The organism is Rothia sp. 110740021-2, from assembly GCF_054263775.1.
The window spans coordinates 372,326-387,899 of the sequence record NZ_JBSZFE010000001.1; the positions used below are offsets into that span (position 1 = coordinate 372,326).

At 59.3% G+C, this 15,574-nt stretch carries 12 protein-coding genes; 4 read left to right on the forward strand and 8 right to left on the reverse strand.

Features of this window, described 5'->3' with window-relative positions; all coding sequences use genetic code 11:
* Nucleotides 1–70: 70 nt before the first annotated feature.
* From ACUXHH_RS01595 to gluQRS, 4 genes are all read right to left on the reverse strand, one after another.
* Complete coding sequence (locus ACUXHH_RS01595; RefSeq protein WP_458390683.1) at nucleotides 71–1,450, reverse strand: AMP-binding protein; 1,380 nt, start codon at nucleotides 1,448–1,450, stop codon at nucleotides 71–73.
* A gap of 156 nt (nucleotides 1,451–1,606) precedes the next feature.
* On the reverse strand, nucleotides 1,607–2,560 hold the full coding sequence (locus tag ACUXHH_RS01600) for a 1,4-dihydroxy-2-naphthoyl-CoA synthase (protein WP_458390684.1): 954 nt from the start codon (nucleotides 2,558–2,560) through the stop codon (nucleotides 1,607–1,609).
* 133 nt (nucleotides 2,561–2,693) lie between these two features.
* On the reverse strand, nucleotides 2,694–4,181 hold the full coding sequence (gene putP / locus ACUXHH_RS01605) for a sodium/proline symporter PutP (RefSeq protein ID WP_458390685.1): 1,488 nt from the start codon (nucleotides 4,179–4,181) through the stop codon (nucleotides 2,694–2,696).
* A 381-nt stretch (nucleotides 4,182–4,562) separates the two neighbouring features.
* Nucleotides 4,563–5,588, reverse strand: coding sequence for a tRNA glutamyl-Q(34) synthetase GluQRS (gluQRS, locus tag ACUXHH_RS01610; protein ID WP_458390686.1), 1,026 nt, complete (start codon nucleotides 5,586–5,588; stop codon nucleotides 4,563–4,565).
* A gap of 308 nt (nucleotides 5,589–5,896) precedes the next feature.
* Here gluQRS and ACUXHH_RS01615 point away from each other — a divergent pair, with 308 nt between their 5' ends.
* Nucleotides 5,897–6,805 (forward strand): MBL fold metallo-hydrolase, encoded by a 909-nt coding sequence (locus ACUXHH_RS01615; RefSeq protein WP_458390687.1) that lies wholly within the window; start codon nucleotides 5,897–5,899, stop codon nucleotides 6,803–6,805.
* Nucleotides 6,806–6,913: 108 nt separating this feature from the next.
* On the opposite strand, the gene ACUXHH_RS01620 is transcribed toward ACUXHH_RS01615, so the two are convergent.
* The 3 genes from ACUXHH_RS01620 to ACUXHH_RS01630 all read right to left on the reverse strand — a co-directional run bounded on the left by ACUXHH_RS01620 (nucleotide 6,914) and on the right by ACUXHH_RS01630 (nucleotide 11,162).
* Nucleotides 6,914–7,933: a glycosyltransferase gene (locus ACUXHH_RS01620; RefSeq protein ID WP_458390688.1), complete on the reverse strand. Its 1,020-nt coding sequence runs from the start codon at nucleotides 7,931–7,933 to the stop codon at nucleotides 6,914–6,916.
* Nucleotides 7,934–8,209: 276 nt separating this feature from the next.
* Nucleotides 8,210–10,039, reverse strand: coding sequence for a 2-succinyl-5-enolpyruvyl-6-hydroxy-3-cyclohexene-1-carboxylic-acid synthase (menD, locus tag ACUXHH_RS01625; RefSeq protein WP_458390689.1), 1,830 nt, complete (start codon nucleotides 10,037–10,039; stop codon nucleotides 8,210–8,212).
* Between the two features lie 79 nt (nucleotides 10,040–10,118).
* On the reverse strand, nucleotides 10,119–11,162 hold the full coding sequence (locus ACUXHH_RS01630; protein ID WP_458390690.1) for an o-succinylbenzoate synthase: 1,044 nt from the start codon (nucleotides 11,160–11,162) through the stop codon (nucleotides 10,119–10,121).
* 293 nt (nucleotides 11,163–11,455) lie between these two features.
* On the opposite strand from ACUXHH_RS01630, the gene ACUXHH_RS01635 reads away from it, so the two are divergent.
* From ACUXHH_RS01635 to ACUXHH_RS01645, 3 genes are all read left to right on the forward strand, one after another.
* Nucleotides 11,456–13,081, forward strand: coding sequence for a phosphatase PAP2 family protein (locus tag ACUXHH_RS01635; protein ID WP_279740783.1), 1,626 nt, complete (start codon nucleotides 11,456–11,458; stop codon nucleotides 13,079–13,081).
* Between the two features lie 168 nt (nucleotides 13,082–13,249).
* The gene (locus tag ACUXHH_RS01640; protein WP_279754827.1) at nucleotides 13,250–13,627 is read left to right on the forward strand and encodes a cupin domain-containing protein; all 378 of its coding nucleotides are present in this window, start codon (nucleotides 13,250–13,252) and stop codon (nucleotides 13,625–13,627) included.
* Between the two features lie 222 nt (nucleotides 13,628–13,849).
* Nucleotides 13,850–14,683 (forward strand): oxidoreductase, encoded by an 834-nt coding sequence (locus ACUXHH_RS01645; protein ID WP_458390691.1) that lies wholly within the window; start codon nucleotides 13,850–13,852, stop codon nucleotides 14,681–14,683.
* Between the two features lie 101 nt (nucleotides 14,684–14,784).
* On the opposite strand, the gene ACUXHH_RS01650 is transcribed toward ACUXHH_RS01645, so the two are convergent.
* A complete protein-coding gene (locus tag ACUXHH_RS01650) occupies nucleotides 14,785–15,564 on the reverse strand; it encodes an amino acid ABC transporter ATP-binding protein (RefSeq protein WP_279788530.1) in 780 nt (259 codons plus the stop codon).
* Between the last annotated feature and the right edge of the window lie 10 nt (nucleotides 15,565–15,574).

Consider the following 15,574-nt stretch of genomic DNA (forward strand, 5'->3'; position numbering starts at 1 on the left):
TTGTGACGGTGACGGTTAGGGCGTGCGGGCGGTTGCGTGTACGGGGTGAAAACCCGCGGATGAGCCTGCTTTAGCCCTGACGATAGTCTCTGTCCAGGATACTGTATATTTTTGCGCGATCCGGCTTGCCGGTGCTGGTAAGAGGGAAATCCGGCAGGATGCTCAGCTGCTTGGGTGCGGCGGGGGCGCCGAGCTTTTCAGTGCAGCGGGCACGTAGCAGGGTGCAGAGTTCTTCGTTTAGGGCGGGGCTATTCTCGGTAGAGGCAGCTACGGTATCGATAGAGGGTACCAGCGTGACCGCGGCGGCAATGGCGGTACCCCAGCGGGCATCGGGTAGGCCGACTACGCAGGCTTCGCGTACGGCAGGATGCTCTTCGAGGACGGTTGCCACGGCGCGGGCGGAGATTTTTATGCCTCCGCTGATGAGCACGTCGTCGCTACGGCCGAGCACCTGCAGGCGCTGCTCGCTACAGTTCTTGTTGCTGTCGGGAGCCAACCGACCGTAGTCGTCGGTGCGGTACCAGCGGGTGCCGTTAGCGGCGGTGAAGAAGTGCTCGGCGGTGCGGGCGGTATCGCCAATGTAGCCGCTGGCGAGGTGCGTGCCGCTGATCCAAATACGACCAACCTGTGCGGGCTTCCCCTCAATATCCGGCACGGCGGGCATACCTTCTTCGGGCACGAGCTCCACCCGCATACCGGGCAGAACAGAGCCGGAATAGACACAACCGCCGGCGGTTTCGGCACTACCGTAGGTGGTCACCGTGGTCAGACCCAGCGTGGTGGAGACGGCGAGCAGGTCAGCGCTGGCGGGGGCGCCTCCGAGCAGGATTCCGGTGAAGGAGCCGAGTGCCTCGTGAATCTCAGAGCCCAGGTGCGGGTCGGCGTCCGCGCTTTCAAGGAGCTTATGGAGCTGGGTGGGCACCAGGGAGATAAACCGGCGTGCTGAGTTCATCTGCTGAACCGCCTGCAGGAAAACTTCGGGGCTAAAGTGCACCGATTCGGTCACGGAGCGGGCAATGACTGGGGCGGTACCGGCAAGTACGGAGCGGGCGAGCACCTGTGCACCGGCAATATAGTGCGCCGGAAGGGCCAGGAGCCATTGCGAGGCAGCATCGGAGTTTGAGCCGAAGAAGTTCTCGGTGGCTGCCGCACTGGCGGCAAGAGCTCGCGCGGTCAGTGCGGTGCGTTTGGGGGTTCCGGTGGATCCGGAGGTGCCCACCACCAGGGCAATAGGGTCCACAGCCTCTACGCCCTCGGAGCCCGGGCTTTCCGCCTCTGCACTCTCCGTACCAGCACCCGCCGCGTACCCACCCAGCAGCTGCTCAAAGGCTCCTAGCATGGCGTGAGGGTCGGCGGGCTGATTGGCACGCACCTGTACCGCCTGCGGGTGCAGGGTAGCCTCCTGCGGGGCGGGGGAAGGCACGAGCCCGGGTACGGGGGTGTTCATCATAAGAGATCCTTGAGTGGTTGTGTGCGCCGGGGGGTTATGCCGGGTTGGGGAGGCATCAAATGCGCCGGAGCCGGATTCTTAGCTGAAGGTATCAGGGGTTGAATCCGGCTCCGAGCCTATGCATCTGAAATTACTTCTGCGGAAAGGGGCTGCCTCTTAGAAGTAGTAGGGGTAGTTGGACCAGTCCGGGTCACGCTTCTGCAAGAACGCGTCGCGACCCTCCACAGCCTCGTCGGTCATGTACGCCATGCGGGTTGCCTCACCGGCGAAGACCTGCTGGCCGAGCATGCCGTCATCAGGCAGGTTGAAGGCGTACTTGAGCATGCGAATTGCCTGCGGGGACTGGCGGGCAATGTGCGCCGCGTATTCCAGGCCCTTATTCTCAAGCTCTGCGTGGGGGACTACGTCGTTGACTGCGCCCATTTCGTACATGCGCTGTGCGTCGTATTCCTTGGCGAGGAAGAAGATTTCGCGGGCGAACTTCTGACCCACCTGGCGTGCAAGCAGCGCCGAACCGTAGCCTGCGTCGAAGGAGCCGACGGTTGCGTCGGTCTGCTTGAACTTGCCGTACTCTTCGGAAGCGATGGTCAGGTCGGCTACCACGTGCAGGGAGTGGCCGCCGCCTGCAGCCCAGCCGGAGACGAGGGCGATAACGACCTTGGGCATGGTGCGGATGAGGCGCTGCACTTCTAGGATGTGCAGTCGGCCTGCGCGTGCCGGGTCGATGCTTTCTGCGGTGTCGCCGCTGGCGTAGTGGTAGCCGTCGCGGCCGCGGATGCGCTGGTCGCCGCCGGAACAGAATGCCCAGCCGCCGTCCTTGGCGGAGGGGCCGTTGCCGGTGAGTAGTACGGTGCCTACGTTGGAGGTCATGCGGGCATGGTCGAGGGCGCGGTATAGTTCGTCCACGGTGTGCGGGCGGAATGCGTTGCGGACCTCGGGGCGGTCGAATGCGATGCGCACGGTGGGCAGATCGCGGAGGATTTCGCCGTTTTCGTCGCGCTCAACCTGGCGGTGGTAGGTGATGTCGGTGAAGTCTTCGAAGCCTTCGACGACGCGCCAGTTGGCGGGGTTGAAGATGTCCGAGACCTTTTCGGGAAGTTGTGCAGTCATAGACCCTATTCTACGTTGCCCGGGCATTGCCTGAGGTTGTGGCATGGGGTGCCCGCATATAAGAAGGCCCGGACCGCGTGTGTGCGGCCCGGGCCTTAGAAGTTGGGTAAGGAACCTTACCCTTATTTGTAGGCTACTCGACCTTTGCGAGCTCTGCTGCGCGGTCGAACTCTTCCTCAATGACCTGGTTCTTCTTGTAGGTGATCAGGGAGACAATGATTGCGACCAGCATCGCCGAAGCAAAGCCGGGAACCATTTCGTAGAGTACGGACTTCATCGGGCTCTGACCCCATGCGAACGCCACAACGGCACCGGTAATCATGGAGGCAAGTGCGCCCTGGGTGGTTAGCTTACGCCAGTAGAGGGAGAGTAGAACGGTCGGTCCGAATGCCGAACCGAAACCAGCCCACGCGAATGCGACCAGCTGCAGAATGGAGCTGTTGGGGTTCCATGCCAGGGCACCGGCGACCAGTGCCACGATTGCCACGCCTGCACGGCCGAGCCACAGGGACTTGGCGGCGCTGAGCTTCTTTGAGGAGAAGATACCGTAGAGGTCCTCCACCAGAGCGGAGGAGCACACGATCAGCTGTGAGGAGAGGGTGGACATAATTGCCGCCAGAACCGCAGCCAAGATGAGACCTGCAATAAAGGGGTGGAAGAGAATCTGCGAGAGGTCCAGGAAGACCGACTCCGCGGTTTCGGGGTTGGTGAGGGATGCCTCGGGGTGGCGTGCAAAGTAGGCGATACCCATGAATGCACCGCTGAGCGCACCGAACACGGTCAGGACCATCCAGCTGATGCCGATGCGGCGGCCGGACTTTGCGTCTTCGGGGGTGCGCATTGCCATGAAGCGCACGATAATGTGAGGCTGGCCGAAGTATCCCAAACCCCATGCGAGGGATGAAACAATGCCGGCGAAAGTGGTGCCTGCGAAGATGCTGAGTGCGTCGGGGCGAACCTGGCTGATGGATTCAACCACCGGGTCCACACCGCCAAGATCGATGATGGTGATAATCGGCACGGCAATGAGTGCTGCAAGCATGAGCAGACCCTGAACCATGTCGGTGTAGGAGGCGCCCATGAAGCCGCCGAAAAGGGTGTAGAACACGGTAATGCCTGCCAGCAGGAGCATGCCGGTGTGGTATTCCTGGCCGAAGGAGGACTTGAAGAACAGACCACCGGACACCATACCGGAGGAGACGTAGAAGGTGAAGAACACCAGAATCACGATGCCGGAGACGATGCGCAGCACGCGCTTGGTGTCATGGAGGCGGTTGCTCAGGAAGACGGGGACGGTCACGGCGTCGCCTGCTACTTCGGTGTAGCTACGCAGTCTCGGTGCCACGAACTTCCAGTTGCACCATGCGCCAATGGTCAGACCGACGGCGAGCCATGCCTGGGAGAGACCGCTGAGGTAGACGGCGCCGGGCAGACCCATGAGGAGCCAACCGGACATATCGGAGGCGCCTGCTGAGAGAGCGGCGACCGTGGGGGAGAGCTGCCGCCCGCCCAGCACGTAGTCGTCGAGGCTGTTGTTTTTGCTATTTGCCCATAGGCCGATTGCGATCATGGCAACAAAATAAATCGCCAGCGCGATGACCTGGTATGTACTCGCGGCCATAATGTTCCTTCTCTCCTGGTGATAATACGTGTCTGTGTGTATTTATGCACTACGCCATAACTTTATGAGTGGCATAGGATACAGTCTAGGCTTTGAAAGGCTGAAAATAAAGTCTATTTGACGGTTAGAGATGAGAAGTTGTGGAATAAATATGTATTTGCTGTGTAAATTTTATGGTCGTACAGGTGGGGGGCTGTGGGAGCATGTGCGAAAAAGTGCCCTAAAAATCCCTGAATTTCAGGGTTTCGGGCACTTGAGTCAAAGATATGTACTTGAAAAGCAACGCAAACGCTCAATGGCATATGCATATAAAACGGATTAAACGAAAAATTTAAAAGCCGTTCAGAGTGTTGAACTGTCGTAAAACAATGTCACAGAAGCTTAGAAATCCTTCACGACCCACGGCTCAGAAGCCATACGAGCCGGGTCAAAACGCTCCAAAATTGCCGCGGCATTGGGCACCGGAGCATCCGCCGAATGGACAGAGCCATCGACGTTATACACCGGAATAGAAGCGGCAATCCACCCCAAAATCGTCGGGATTTCAATGCCCGCCTCACGCAGCTGCGGCAGGGTCACCGCACCATCACGCTTTGCCAGACGCTTACCTTCCTCGTTGAGTGCCAGTGGTACGTGAGCGTAACGCGGCTGTGCCAAACCCAAAAGCTGCGCCAAATACGACTGGCGAGGCGCAGAAGGGAGTAGATCATCACCGCGCACAATCTGCTCAACCCCCACAAAGGCATCATCCACCACGGAAGTCAGGTTATAGGCGTAGGTGCCGTCATTGCGTACCAGCACAAAATCATCCACCAGCCCCGTGTAGGCACCGTAAAAATCATCCTGCACCGTGTAGCTCGTGTGCTCAGCGCGCAGGCGCAGAGCTGGCGGACGCTGAACGCCACGCTCCTTCCGTTGTGCTTCTGTCAGCCCACGGCAGGTACCCGGGTATGCGCCCGGCGCGCCGTGCGGGGCACTTGAGGCCTCCTGAATTTCGCGGCGAGTACAGAAACACTCATAGACGAGTCCCGCCTCGCGTAGCAGTTGAACCGCCTGCGCGTAGGCGGCAATGCGCGTGCTCTGGTACAGTACGCCTGCTTCCTTGCCCTCGGTGCTTTCGCTGCCCTCAATACGCCCTGTCGGGGCGCCGGGGCTCGCATCCCAATCCAAACCCAGAGCCGCCAAATCAGCAATCTGACGCTCCGCAGCACCCGGACGCACGCGATCCAAATCCTCCACACGCAGATAGAAGGGATTGCCACCGCGGCGCGCCATCGCCCACGCCAAAATAGCGGTACGCAAATTACCCAGATGCAAATCCCCCGAAGGGGAAGGAGCGTAGCGTCCGGTGCCGCTGGGGAAAGGCTGAGCTGAGGGGTTAGAAAATGGGGTAGGGGAAGAAGTCATACTCCTATCCTATAGGGGTGTTAGATGCGGGTTTAACCGTACGCACAACTCTAGATTGAGTGGCATCGTGGCATAAATATTGCGTCTATGGATGCACGCCGGACTCTTTGAGGAGCTCCTTTGGCGATGCTGCGCTGTTCAAACAATCCGGAGAGGTTGATAAGGCTCACCACGTTCCTGTTGCTAAAGATAAGTTTGTGCAAAATAATGCACTTTCATTGCCTTGAATCGTTAACGAACAGTAAATTTCTGTTCTCTGAAGCCTGAATAACCCCTCAGACGCTAAAAATTCCAGTAGGGTTGTATTTATGGCTCGTACTATTGAACTCGCAGACGGTGTGTACCGCATTGCGACCGATAACTACCGACTGAACACCGGATTGGTCCTCGGGCTGGAACGTGCACTAGTCGTAGATACCGGCGCTGGTCCCCGTCAGGCAACCGAAATTTATGATGAGGTTCGCCGTCTCACGCGCCTTCCTATTACCGTCGTAAACACTCACGGTCACTATGAGCGTTTCTTCGGCAACGATGTTTTCGCGGCAATGGGTGCCGAAGAATTCTGGGCGCATCCTCGCGCCGCGCGTGCAATCCGTAAATACGGTGAGGCGCAGCGTCCCTATGTCGAGACGCTGGAACCGGAAATGGCACATAACCAGGGTGCCGCCACTAATATTGTTATTCCCAACCGCTTGGTCGCCAATAGGGGCGACGGCATCACTTTCACCCCCATCGACCTGGGTGAGCGTAGCGCGACCCTGATGTACATGGGACCCGGTCACACCGATGGTGACATTATGGTCGGTGTTGAAGACGTGCTGTTCATGGGTGGTCTGATTGAAGAGGGTACCGACCCCTACTTTGAGGATTCTTTCCCCGATCGTTGGATTGATACTCTCGGTGCGGTGCTCGAATTTGATCGCTACCGCGTGTTTGTGCCCGGTAACGGTGAGCCGGTGGACCGCACCTTCGTGGAGCGTGAACGGAACACCATGGTGACCGCTATTGAGTCGATTCGTTCCTCCACTTTAGATCGTGATGACGAGGCGACGACCGCAGCAATGTATAAGCTGCCGTATGCGCCGGGTGCTACTCGCTTCCTGCTGGATCGTTTGGCTCAGCTTGAAGACGCACCGGTAGCGGCGTACCTCGAAGCGAATCACCCGGATACCAGTGGCTTCACCGGTCCGATTACTCTGGGTCAGGCTTTGCCCTAAACCTCTATATGCAATATGCCTAATGGAGCATAAATACAGGTGAGGACTGGTTTCTATGACGGAAACCAGTCCTCACCTTTTATATGCTCATAACCTTAGGGTACGTATTTAGCGCTGAACGTACTGGGTGCGCATTGCCTCGCAATCAGTCGCCAAGGAAGCGGGGATATCGCCCATTGCCTTGCAGAGCTGCATAAAACGGTGACGCCAATCTAGATGCTGCAGAGCCTGACGAATCTGATGTTCACCCTGCGCGGGGGTCCAGCGGCAGGTGGCTTCTGCAACCTGCGTAAGGCCGGCGCGTGCATCCGCGTGATCAATGTCGATGGTCGCGCCGTCCCAAAGGATTTCACGTACGGTGGTGGTGTTCGGGACCTTGCCGACAACGGTCACGCCCGAAGCCAGAGCATCGGTCCAACGGCCGGTGATGTACTCCTTGGTCGGGTGAGTGTAGGATGCCGGGCTGACCGAAGTGGAGAATGCCAGCAGGAACTTCGCACGGTTTAGAGAATCCTGCAGGTGCTGAGCCGATTCGCGGTCGTTTGCACCGAAGGGCGGGCGGCCCTCAAAACTCAGACTCAGCTCCGTGGCGAGGGCGGCAGTTGCCTCGTCATCTTCGTATGCGGCGGGCTGACGACCCACACGCAACAGATCGGTGCTCTTCGACTCCAGCGAAGCCAGACGGTCACTGAACTTGCTCCAAACATCCGCGCCCCAGGGCAGAACGCCGGGAGTCTTCACACCCGCAGCGGTCCAGGGCTGAACGTCATCAACGTCGGCAACGAAAATACGGTCGTAGGTGGAGGACTTAGCCACCGCGGGAATACGGTCATCCCAGAAGCTATCAATCACCCAGCCGTAGATAGCGCCGTAGCGGCGGAAAACGAAGGAACGCTGCGAAATGGCGTACAGCTGACCGGGATCAGAAGCAATCACCACGCATCGATTGGAACCGCCCTTGAGGCGGGGCAGACGTGCCAGAAGCTTCGTTTCCTTGCTGAGGGATGCGCCCACATCCACGGTGTGTACAGTACCGCCGGTGTAGCGAGCGAGAAGCTCCGCCATAGCGTGTACGGGAACCCAACCGGCTCCGGAGGGGACAGCGACAATAATATCGAGTGAGCTCATGAGAATCCTTGGGAGCAACGCCCGCCGCATACACCGGGCTCACCGGGGTAAAACCTCGGGTTGTGTGCGGTGTGCATCAGCGGCGAGAGCGTGAATGTCAATAAAAGATAGATAAGGTGCCTTGCATCAGCAGGCGCGCAGAAAAACGCGAATGTAGCGGCGAGTGAAACCGCTACGACCGGCTAGATTCAGCCACGGAAGGCTACGGCACAGGTAGTTTTCAGTATATCGGTCAACTCTGCGGATGGGGCTTACCTGCAACCTTTAGAAACGGCTTTAGGGTGTGTGAATGCACACCTCAATGCCTGATTCGGTACCAAAACCGGCAGCCATGCGCGCCAGATCAGTATTCGGGGCGGCAGCCACCGTAAAGAAACGATCCACAGCGGCGGTGAACTGCTTCTGACGAGCTATATCGCCGTGTTCAAGGGTCGTGAAAATACCGCCGCCGGCATCGTCAAAGACCTCAACGCGTAGTTCGGGCAGAAGCTCAGTATTTGGCAGGTTCAGCGAGGACACATCGTGCTGGAAGGTTAGGTCACCGCACAGCAGAGTCACCGGCAGCGCGGCGCCGCCAATGACCGGGCGGGAATTCTCATCCATGCCGGCAGGGTAATAGCCCGACAGGGACACGCCAATAGCGGTCGCAATGGTGCCGTCAATACCGGCAAGACCGCGATTAGCAAATACGCGCGTGGGGGCGGGCTCGCCCAGGGCGGGGGCTGCCGCATCCAAATCACGCACCAGGTTTGAGGATCCCAGAACCATGAGGCGGCGCTGAGTCACCGCATCCTGCCAGACACGGCGGGCGTAGGAGCGGCCAGCTGTGCGGTTGCGGTAATTAGTGTAGTCAACCGAACTTTTAGCATCGGGGTGTTCGTAGGCGGCAATGGCGCGCAGGCATTTCTCCTGTAGCTTGCGTGCCGGGGTAACCCACTGCTCCAGCCAGCTCAGCTCGTCAACCTGCTCATTAGCGGCAACAGAGGATGCGCACGCAAACTCAGCAAGCTCGTGCGGGGTCGACAACTCCACGAAGGAGCGAACCCCCGGCTCGTACCAGCTGGCGCGGCGCGGGGCGTAGAACGCGCACTGAATATCTTCGCGTTCCAATAGCGCCGTAATCGGGCGCGAGAGCGTAGGGTGTCCGAAGAGCACCACATGCTCAATCTGCGCGGCGGGGGCGAACGAACCATCAGCGAGTAGCTGCGGGTAGTGAGGAATGGAGGTCACGCCGTGGCGTGCCTCGGAGGAAGGCTCCGCAAATAGCGGCAGGTTCAGCACGCGCGCGAACTCCGCCGCAAACTCGCCGGCACCGTCAGCGGCAACCACCACGGTGCGATGCGTCGGAGTTAACTCCGCCAGGTCCGCCTGCGACTCCAAAGAATCCAGAAGCCAACGCTGCTCAGCGCTGGAGAGCCCGGGACTCTCAGCGCGGGCGGCGCGGGCGCGGCCCTCAGCCTGCGGGTCGTAATCATCCAGTAGGCTCAGCGCCCACTGCGGAAGCATCTGCGCAAAACGACCCGAGGGGGTCAGCGGCGTATCGAAACAAATATTCAGGTGCACAGGGCCAATCGGCTCCGTCGAGTGCTTGCGCCAGTGCTCGGCGCTACGACCGGTCAGCGCATTCAGACAGGCGGCAAAAGCCTGAGTCTGCTCACCCTCCACCTGCTCGGGGTAGGAAGTCAAATCAGCTTCAGCGCGCACAAAAGGATGGAAGAAACTTGCCTGACGGGTCGTCTGATTCACGCCGCTACCGCGCAGATGCTCCGGACGGTCCGCGCTCAGCACCGCCAGGGGCACGCCAGCGTGGTACGCCTCCATGACGGCGGGTACGTACTCGCCCAGTGCCGTACCGGAGGTGCACACCAGGCCGACGGGCTGACCGGATGCCTTGGCAATACCCAGGGCGGTAAAGGCTGCACTTCGCTCGTCCACGCGCACATGCGCAATGAGCGCGCCGGCTTCAGCGGCGGCGGCAATAGCGTAGGCAAGAGGTGCACTACGGGAACCCGGAGACACAACAACATGCCGCATACCGGCACGAATCAGCGAGTCGAGTACGGATACTGCGGTGAGCATGGCGGGGGTTGAGCGGTTCTCAGTCACCGTACCATTCTAAAGCCGTAAGGTCTTTCATTCAGTTATGGTTACCCTTCACAGGTGCGACCTTGACAACTAACAGTCTTCATAGCCCGGCGGCGCGTTCCAGCACCCGGTAGCAGTCGGTGACGCGGTTTACCCACCACTGGCGGGTCTGTTCATCGGTGGCAAGACGCTCCAGACGCTGCGGGCTGGGGGTGATGGCACGCAGGTCCATAAACCCGTCGTGGGCGATAAGCGGCTCATCGGTGACGTCTTCAGCCATGAGGGAGACCGTGCCCAGGCCGCACCCGTACCTCAAAGTCGGTAGGGAAGCTGCCAGGGAGGCACCGGTGGCAATGCCCACCGAAGACTCCAGTGCAGAAGAAACCACTGCCGGAAGCTGCGCCTGCTTCACCAGTGCGAGCGCACGACGTACACCGCCCAGCGGCGCCGCCTTAACAACCATCAGGTCCGCGGCGTTCGCACGGGCCAGCTTCAGTGGGTCTTCCGCCTTACGAATCGACTCGTCTGCGGCAATTCGGACGGGCAGCCCCTCCTTAGCAATGGCAAAGCGGAGTGCAGCCATGTCCTCAATGGATGCCACCGGCTGCTCGGCGTAAATAATGCCGTAGTCGCAGAGCTTGTGCAGTGCCTCAAGGGCGCCACCGAGGGTGTAGCCCATGTTCGCGTCCACCTTCAGACGGGCATTCGGGAGAGCATCTCGTGCTGCCGCCACACGCGCAATATCGTCGGCGAGGCTCTGACCCTTCTCCGCCACCTTGATTTTGAGTTCCTGAATCTCACCCTCGTACTTGGTGAGCACCTGCGGAACACGCTCCGCTGCTACCGCCGGCAGGGTCGCGTTCAGCGGGATGCGCGTACGCACCGGCTCCGGTGCGGGTAACCATGCTGCCTCCAGAGCGCAGGCAAGCCACGCGGCAGACTCCTGCACGCCGTACTCGAGGAAGGGTGCGAACTCGCCCCAACCGTGCGGGCCGCGGATCAGTGCGCTCTGGCGGCTATTGACCCCGCGGAAGGTCACGGTCATCGGAATTTCGACCGTGAACAGGTTCTCCAGGACTTCCCGCAGGGGCGGCAGGGGAATGTTTGTGAGGCGAAAACCGTAGCCGAGAGGTGGCACGCTCATACTGGTGTTCAAGGTATCTGCCCTTCTTGGATGCGCTATGAGCTCACCATAGCATTCTGGGGGCGGGTGGGCGCGCTCGCACCCTATCACGCATTCTCTGGAAACTCTCAGGTTATGGTCGAAAAAACTTTAGTTTTTCATAGCTTAACCTGGAATAGTAGGTAGTAATTCGCCCGAAAGAACCGGCGCTGTGGTACGTGAAATCGGTGGCTTGGGGGCTACCGCCCAAACAGTGGGTACCGGCAGGGTGAATACCGCTAATAGATATGAGGGTCAGAAGGTACGGAGAGGTTATGAAGAAGACATCAAAAGAGCAAGCAACAGGTGCGGGGAATCCCGGTTGGGGTGATTCGGAGAACCTGGATGCTACTCGCGCTCTTCACCCTTCTGATAACGCGCCTACCACGGCTTTTAGCTCTGATGCCGCTGCAGTGCTCTCTGACTATCAGGACCCTACCCAGGTGCTTAGAGCCCACGAAACGGCCACCCCTGCTGCAAGGCACAGTGATGACCGTACGAAAGTTCTGAAGGATTACGGTTTATCGCTGGCTCACGAAGCTGCGTCTGTAGGTCCCACAAATGAGGGTTCCGCGAACGCTGAATCCGCGAATACCGAAGTTATTTCTTTGCACCCCGAACTTTCAGAGGTTATAGGTGCAACCCGTCCTCTGCCGCGTGCCTACCGCGCCCCCATCAAGATTCCTGAGACGATTCCCTCGCTACAGGAACGTGATTCCCAGGGCAACTACAGTGCGGATGAGCCGATGCAGGCTACTCGCCGTCTCAATCCACCGAAGCCTCCGGTGAGCGGTTTTCCGCTAAACAATCAGACGGGCGCCTCCCCAATGGGTGCGCGCCAGATGGGTGTGCCTCAGATGGGCGCGCAGCAGCCTGTTCCTCCGCAGATGCCCCCGCAGGCGCCTCCGCAGCCGGTGGCTTATCCGCCCGAGGCGTATCCTGCAGCTGCCTACCCGAACGGTGCGTATGTTCAGACCGGTCAGGTCCCCGTGGATGCTTCGGGCCGCCCGGTGGATCGTCCCGGCGAAGAGCAAGGGCACCATCTTCCGAGTAGCGGTATTCTGATGCGTCACGTGATGGCGTTGCTGTTCTTGGGGCTGTTGCTCTACGGTGTGTTCGCGTTCTTCATTTACACGACGACCGGCCAGCAGGTTGATGAGCAGGCGTACACCGAGTATGCAAACCAGTTCAAGAGCTACAGCGGTCCGACCCTGACCGCGCTGGATTCTCTCCCCGCGGTTGTCGGCATGATTGCCGTCTTGGGTCTGGTCGCGGTGCTGATTTGGAAGCATCGGTTCCTGCCCTTGCTGATTGGTGTGTTGGTCGGGGTTGCCGCGGTGACGAGTACGTATCTGCTCAAGCACTATCTGATTGTGAAGCCTGATCTGGGCGTTCAGGAGGCACTGATCAACTCGGCACCCAGCGGCCACACGACCTTCGCGGCAGCAGCGGGTGCGGCTCTGTTCTTGGCGGCACCTCGTTTTTTGCGGCCTACGGTAGCGCTGTGTGCGGCGTTGGCGACCTGTCTGACGGGTGCCTCCACCATTATTAACGGGTGGCATCGCCCGGCGGATGTTGTGACCGCTATTCTGGTTACCGCCATCTGGACGGTTGTGGGTATGGGTGTGCTGCGTTATGTGCGTCCAGCAGATTTTGCGGTTCCGGCGCGTGGTGGTTTGGTGCTGGTGCCGTTGATGACGATTGCAACGCTGTTCCTGTCGTTCTGCGCGGTCATCCTGTATCTGATTGCGATTTTTGCGCCGATTCCCGGTGGTGCATTTACCGCGGCAACCTGCATGATTACTGCGGTGAGCTTTGGTACGACGGCGATGTTGGTGAGCCTGTTGCGTCCGCGTAATAGTAATCGCTCCGCCTATTCTAAGGTGTGGAGTTACCAGTAAATATTGTTCCCCTTCCTGCGCGGGTGTTTCAGTTTGATGTGAGCTGAGGCATTGTTTCGTTGCTAGCAGGGGAATACAATAATAAATAATTTAGTATTTTCTATACCAAATATAGGGAGGGGATTGTGTTCCCCCTTTCGCTCACCCCTGAAGAGAAAGGTGCGTACCATGGCAGGTACCCATGAAGGCCGCGTCCTCGTATTTCCCCAGCTCACCGAAGCGCTGACCCCCTTTGACGATAAACCCCAGGCACGCAAGATCGTTGATGCCGACGGCGGTAACCTGACCCTCATGGAACTGGCTGCAGGCCAGTCCTGGCACGAGCACCATAGCGTACACCCCATCTTCGTGCAGGTGCTCAAGGGCGAGGTCCTCTTCCACGTGAAGGACCGCGATATTACCCTGGTGCCCGGCAAGCCCATCCATGTGACTGCCAAGCTGCTGCACTCCCTGCGCGCCGTTCAGGACTCCACCCTGCTGGTGACTATGCTGACCGGCGAATCGCACCCCGAACCCAAGGTCAATATTGACGTCGAAGAGGTCTAAACCCCGGTCTCTAAACCCCTGACCCCAAAACATTAGCTCGCCGCCGCATCTGCACAGGATGCCGCGGCGAGCTTTTTGTATGCCTTCATGCCCTTACGTATGCCGGTGAGAATACCCTCACGCTACACCCCGAGCTCTCTGCATGCTTATACACCGCGTGTAGCGTACCCTGAGAAGTACACTCCCGCTAATACTGCAGAGGACAACCCGAAAGGATACGCAATGCCCAAATCAGTACAACGCCCCGTCGTTCTTCTCACCGGCGCCAGCTCCGGTATTGGATACGACGTGGCGCCGCTACTGGTGCGCTACGGCTACACCGTATACGGTGCCGCCCGCCGCGTTGAGAAGATTGAAGAGCTCGCCTCCGAGGGTGTGAAAGCGCTGAGCCTGGACGTTACCGATGAGGCATCCATGGAAGCCGCCGTACAGCAGATCATTGACGCAGAAGGCCGCATTGACGTGCTCATCAACAACGCGGGCTACGGATTTTACGGCGCTATTGAAGACGTCCCCATCAACGAGGCACGTCGCCAGTTCGAGGTGAATCTCTTCGGCCTGGCGCGCCTCACCCAGCTGGTGTTGCCGCATATGCGCGCACGGGGTCGCGGGCGCATCCTGAACCTCTCCTCGATGGCGGGGCGTATTACCATGCCCCTCGGAGCCTGGTACCACGCCACCAAGTACGCCCTCGAAGCGTTCAGCGATGCATTGCGCATGGAAGTTGAAGAGTTCGGTATTGACGTGGTCATTATCGAGCCCGGCGGTATTAAGACCCCTTGGGGCCTCATCGCGGCAGACCACCTGGAGGAACCTTCCCGAAACGGTGTCTACGCTGAGCAGGCGCAGCGTGTTGCTGCAAATATGCGTAGGCTCTACTCGCCGTCCTCCAACCTCTCAGAGCCCAAAGTGATCTCTAGGACTATTCTGCGAGCCCTGGAGGCGTGCCAACCCAAGACCCGCTACCTGGTGGGTTTCGGTGCTAAGCCCTCCGTGTTCCTGCATACCGTGCTGCCGGACCGTCTCTTTGACAAGGTGGCGCGCCGTATCTTCTAGAACCGAAATAGCCGCGAACTAGAGCATTAAAAAGCGGGCGGTGCTGCGCGAAACAGAATGTTTCGTACAGCACCGCCCGCTATGTTTTTCAAGAGCTAGTACTAGTCTACTACGGTGTGGGTCGGATCGAGCACGCGCGCCAAGAAAGCCTGAGTACGTTCGTGCTGGGGGTTGCCAATCACCTGATCGGCGGGGCCCTCCTCCACGACCACGCCGTCGGCCATGAAGACGACCTTATCGGCGACCTCGCGGGCGAATGCCATCTCGTGAGTCACCACGATCATGGTCATGCCCTCGTTAGCAAGGTTGCGCATAATACTCAGAACCTCGCCGACCATCTCCGGGTCGAGCGCACTGGTCGGCTCGTCAAAGAGCATTAGGTCCGGGTTCATGGACAGCGCGCGTGCAATAGCCACACGCTGCTGCTGACCACCGGACAGCTGAGCCGGGAAACGGTCTTCCTTGCCTTCCAGACCCACCTTGGCGAGCTGCTCGAGGGCAACCGCCTCCGCCTCCGCCGTGGAACGGCCCAGAACCTTAATCTGAGCGATCGTGCAGTTATCAAGAATGTTCAGGTGACCGAACAGGTTGAACTGCTGGAACACCATACCCATGTGGGTACGCACGCGGTTAATGTCTACGTCCGGGTCGGTGACCTCGGTATCGCCCACCATGATGGTGCCGTCGTTCGGCTCCTCCAGCAGGTTCACGCAACGCAGCAGGGTGGACTTACCGGAACCCGAAGGGCCGATAAGGCACACGACCTCGCCCGGCTCGACCTGCATGTCAATGCCCTTAAGAACCTGAACCTTGCCGTAGGACTTGTGCAGGTTGGAGATGCGCACCGAGGAGGCGGCCATGGATGAAGTTGAAGCAGTCATAGTATCTTCC

What these genes read in the sequence shown, in the direction of transcription:
- ACUXHH_RS01595 (WP_458390683.1), bottom strand. Translation starts at nt 1,450, where the DNA reads ATGATGAACACCCCCGTACCCGGGCTCGTGCCTTCCCCCGCCCCGCAG.
- ACUXHH_RS01600 (WP_458390684.1), bottom strand. Translation starts at nt 2,560, where the DNA reads ATGACTGCACAACTTCCCGAAAAGGTCTCGGACATCTTCAACCCCGCC.
- putP (WP_458390685.1), bottom strand. Translation starts at nt 4,181, where the DNA reads ATGGCCGCGAGTACATACCAGGTCATCGCGCTGGCGATTTATTTTGTT.
- gluQRS (WP_458390686.1), bottom strand. Translation starts at nt 5,588, where the DNA reads ATGACTTCTTCCCCTACCCCATTTTCTAACCCCTCAGCTCAGCCTTTC.
- ACUXHH_RS01615 (WP_458390687.1), top strand. Translation starts at nt 5,897, where the DNA reads ATGGCTCGTACTATTGAACTCGCAGACGGTGTGTACCGCATTGCGACC.
- ACUXHH_RS01620 (WP_458390688.1), bottom strand. Translation starts at nt 7,933, where the DNA reads ATGAGCTCACTCGATATTATTGTCGCTGTCCCCTCCGGAGCCGGTTGG.
- ACUXHH_RS01630 (WP_458390690.1), bottom strand. Translation starts at nt 11,162, where the DNA reads ATGAGCGTGCCACCTCTCGGCTACGGTTTTCGCCTCACAAACATTCCC.
- ACUXHH_RS01635 (WP_279740783.1), top strand. Translation starts at nt 11,456, where the DNA reads ATGAAGAAGACATCAAAAGAGCAAGCAACAGGTGCGGGGAATCCCGGT.
- ACUXHH_RS01640 (WP_279754827.1), top strand. Translation starts at nt 13,250, where the DNA reads ATGGCAGGTACCCATGAAGGCCGCGTCCTCGTATTTCCCCAGCTCACC.
- ACUXHH_RS01645 (WP_458390691.1), top strand. Translation starts at nt 13,850, where the DNA reads ATGCCCAAATCAGTACAACGCCCCGTCGTTCTTCTCACCGGCGCCAGC.
- ACUXHH_RS01650 (WP_279788530.1), bottom strand. Translation starts at nt 15,564, where the DNA reads ATGACTGCTTCAACTTCATCCATGGCCGCCTCCTCGGTGCGCATCTCC.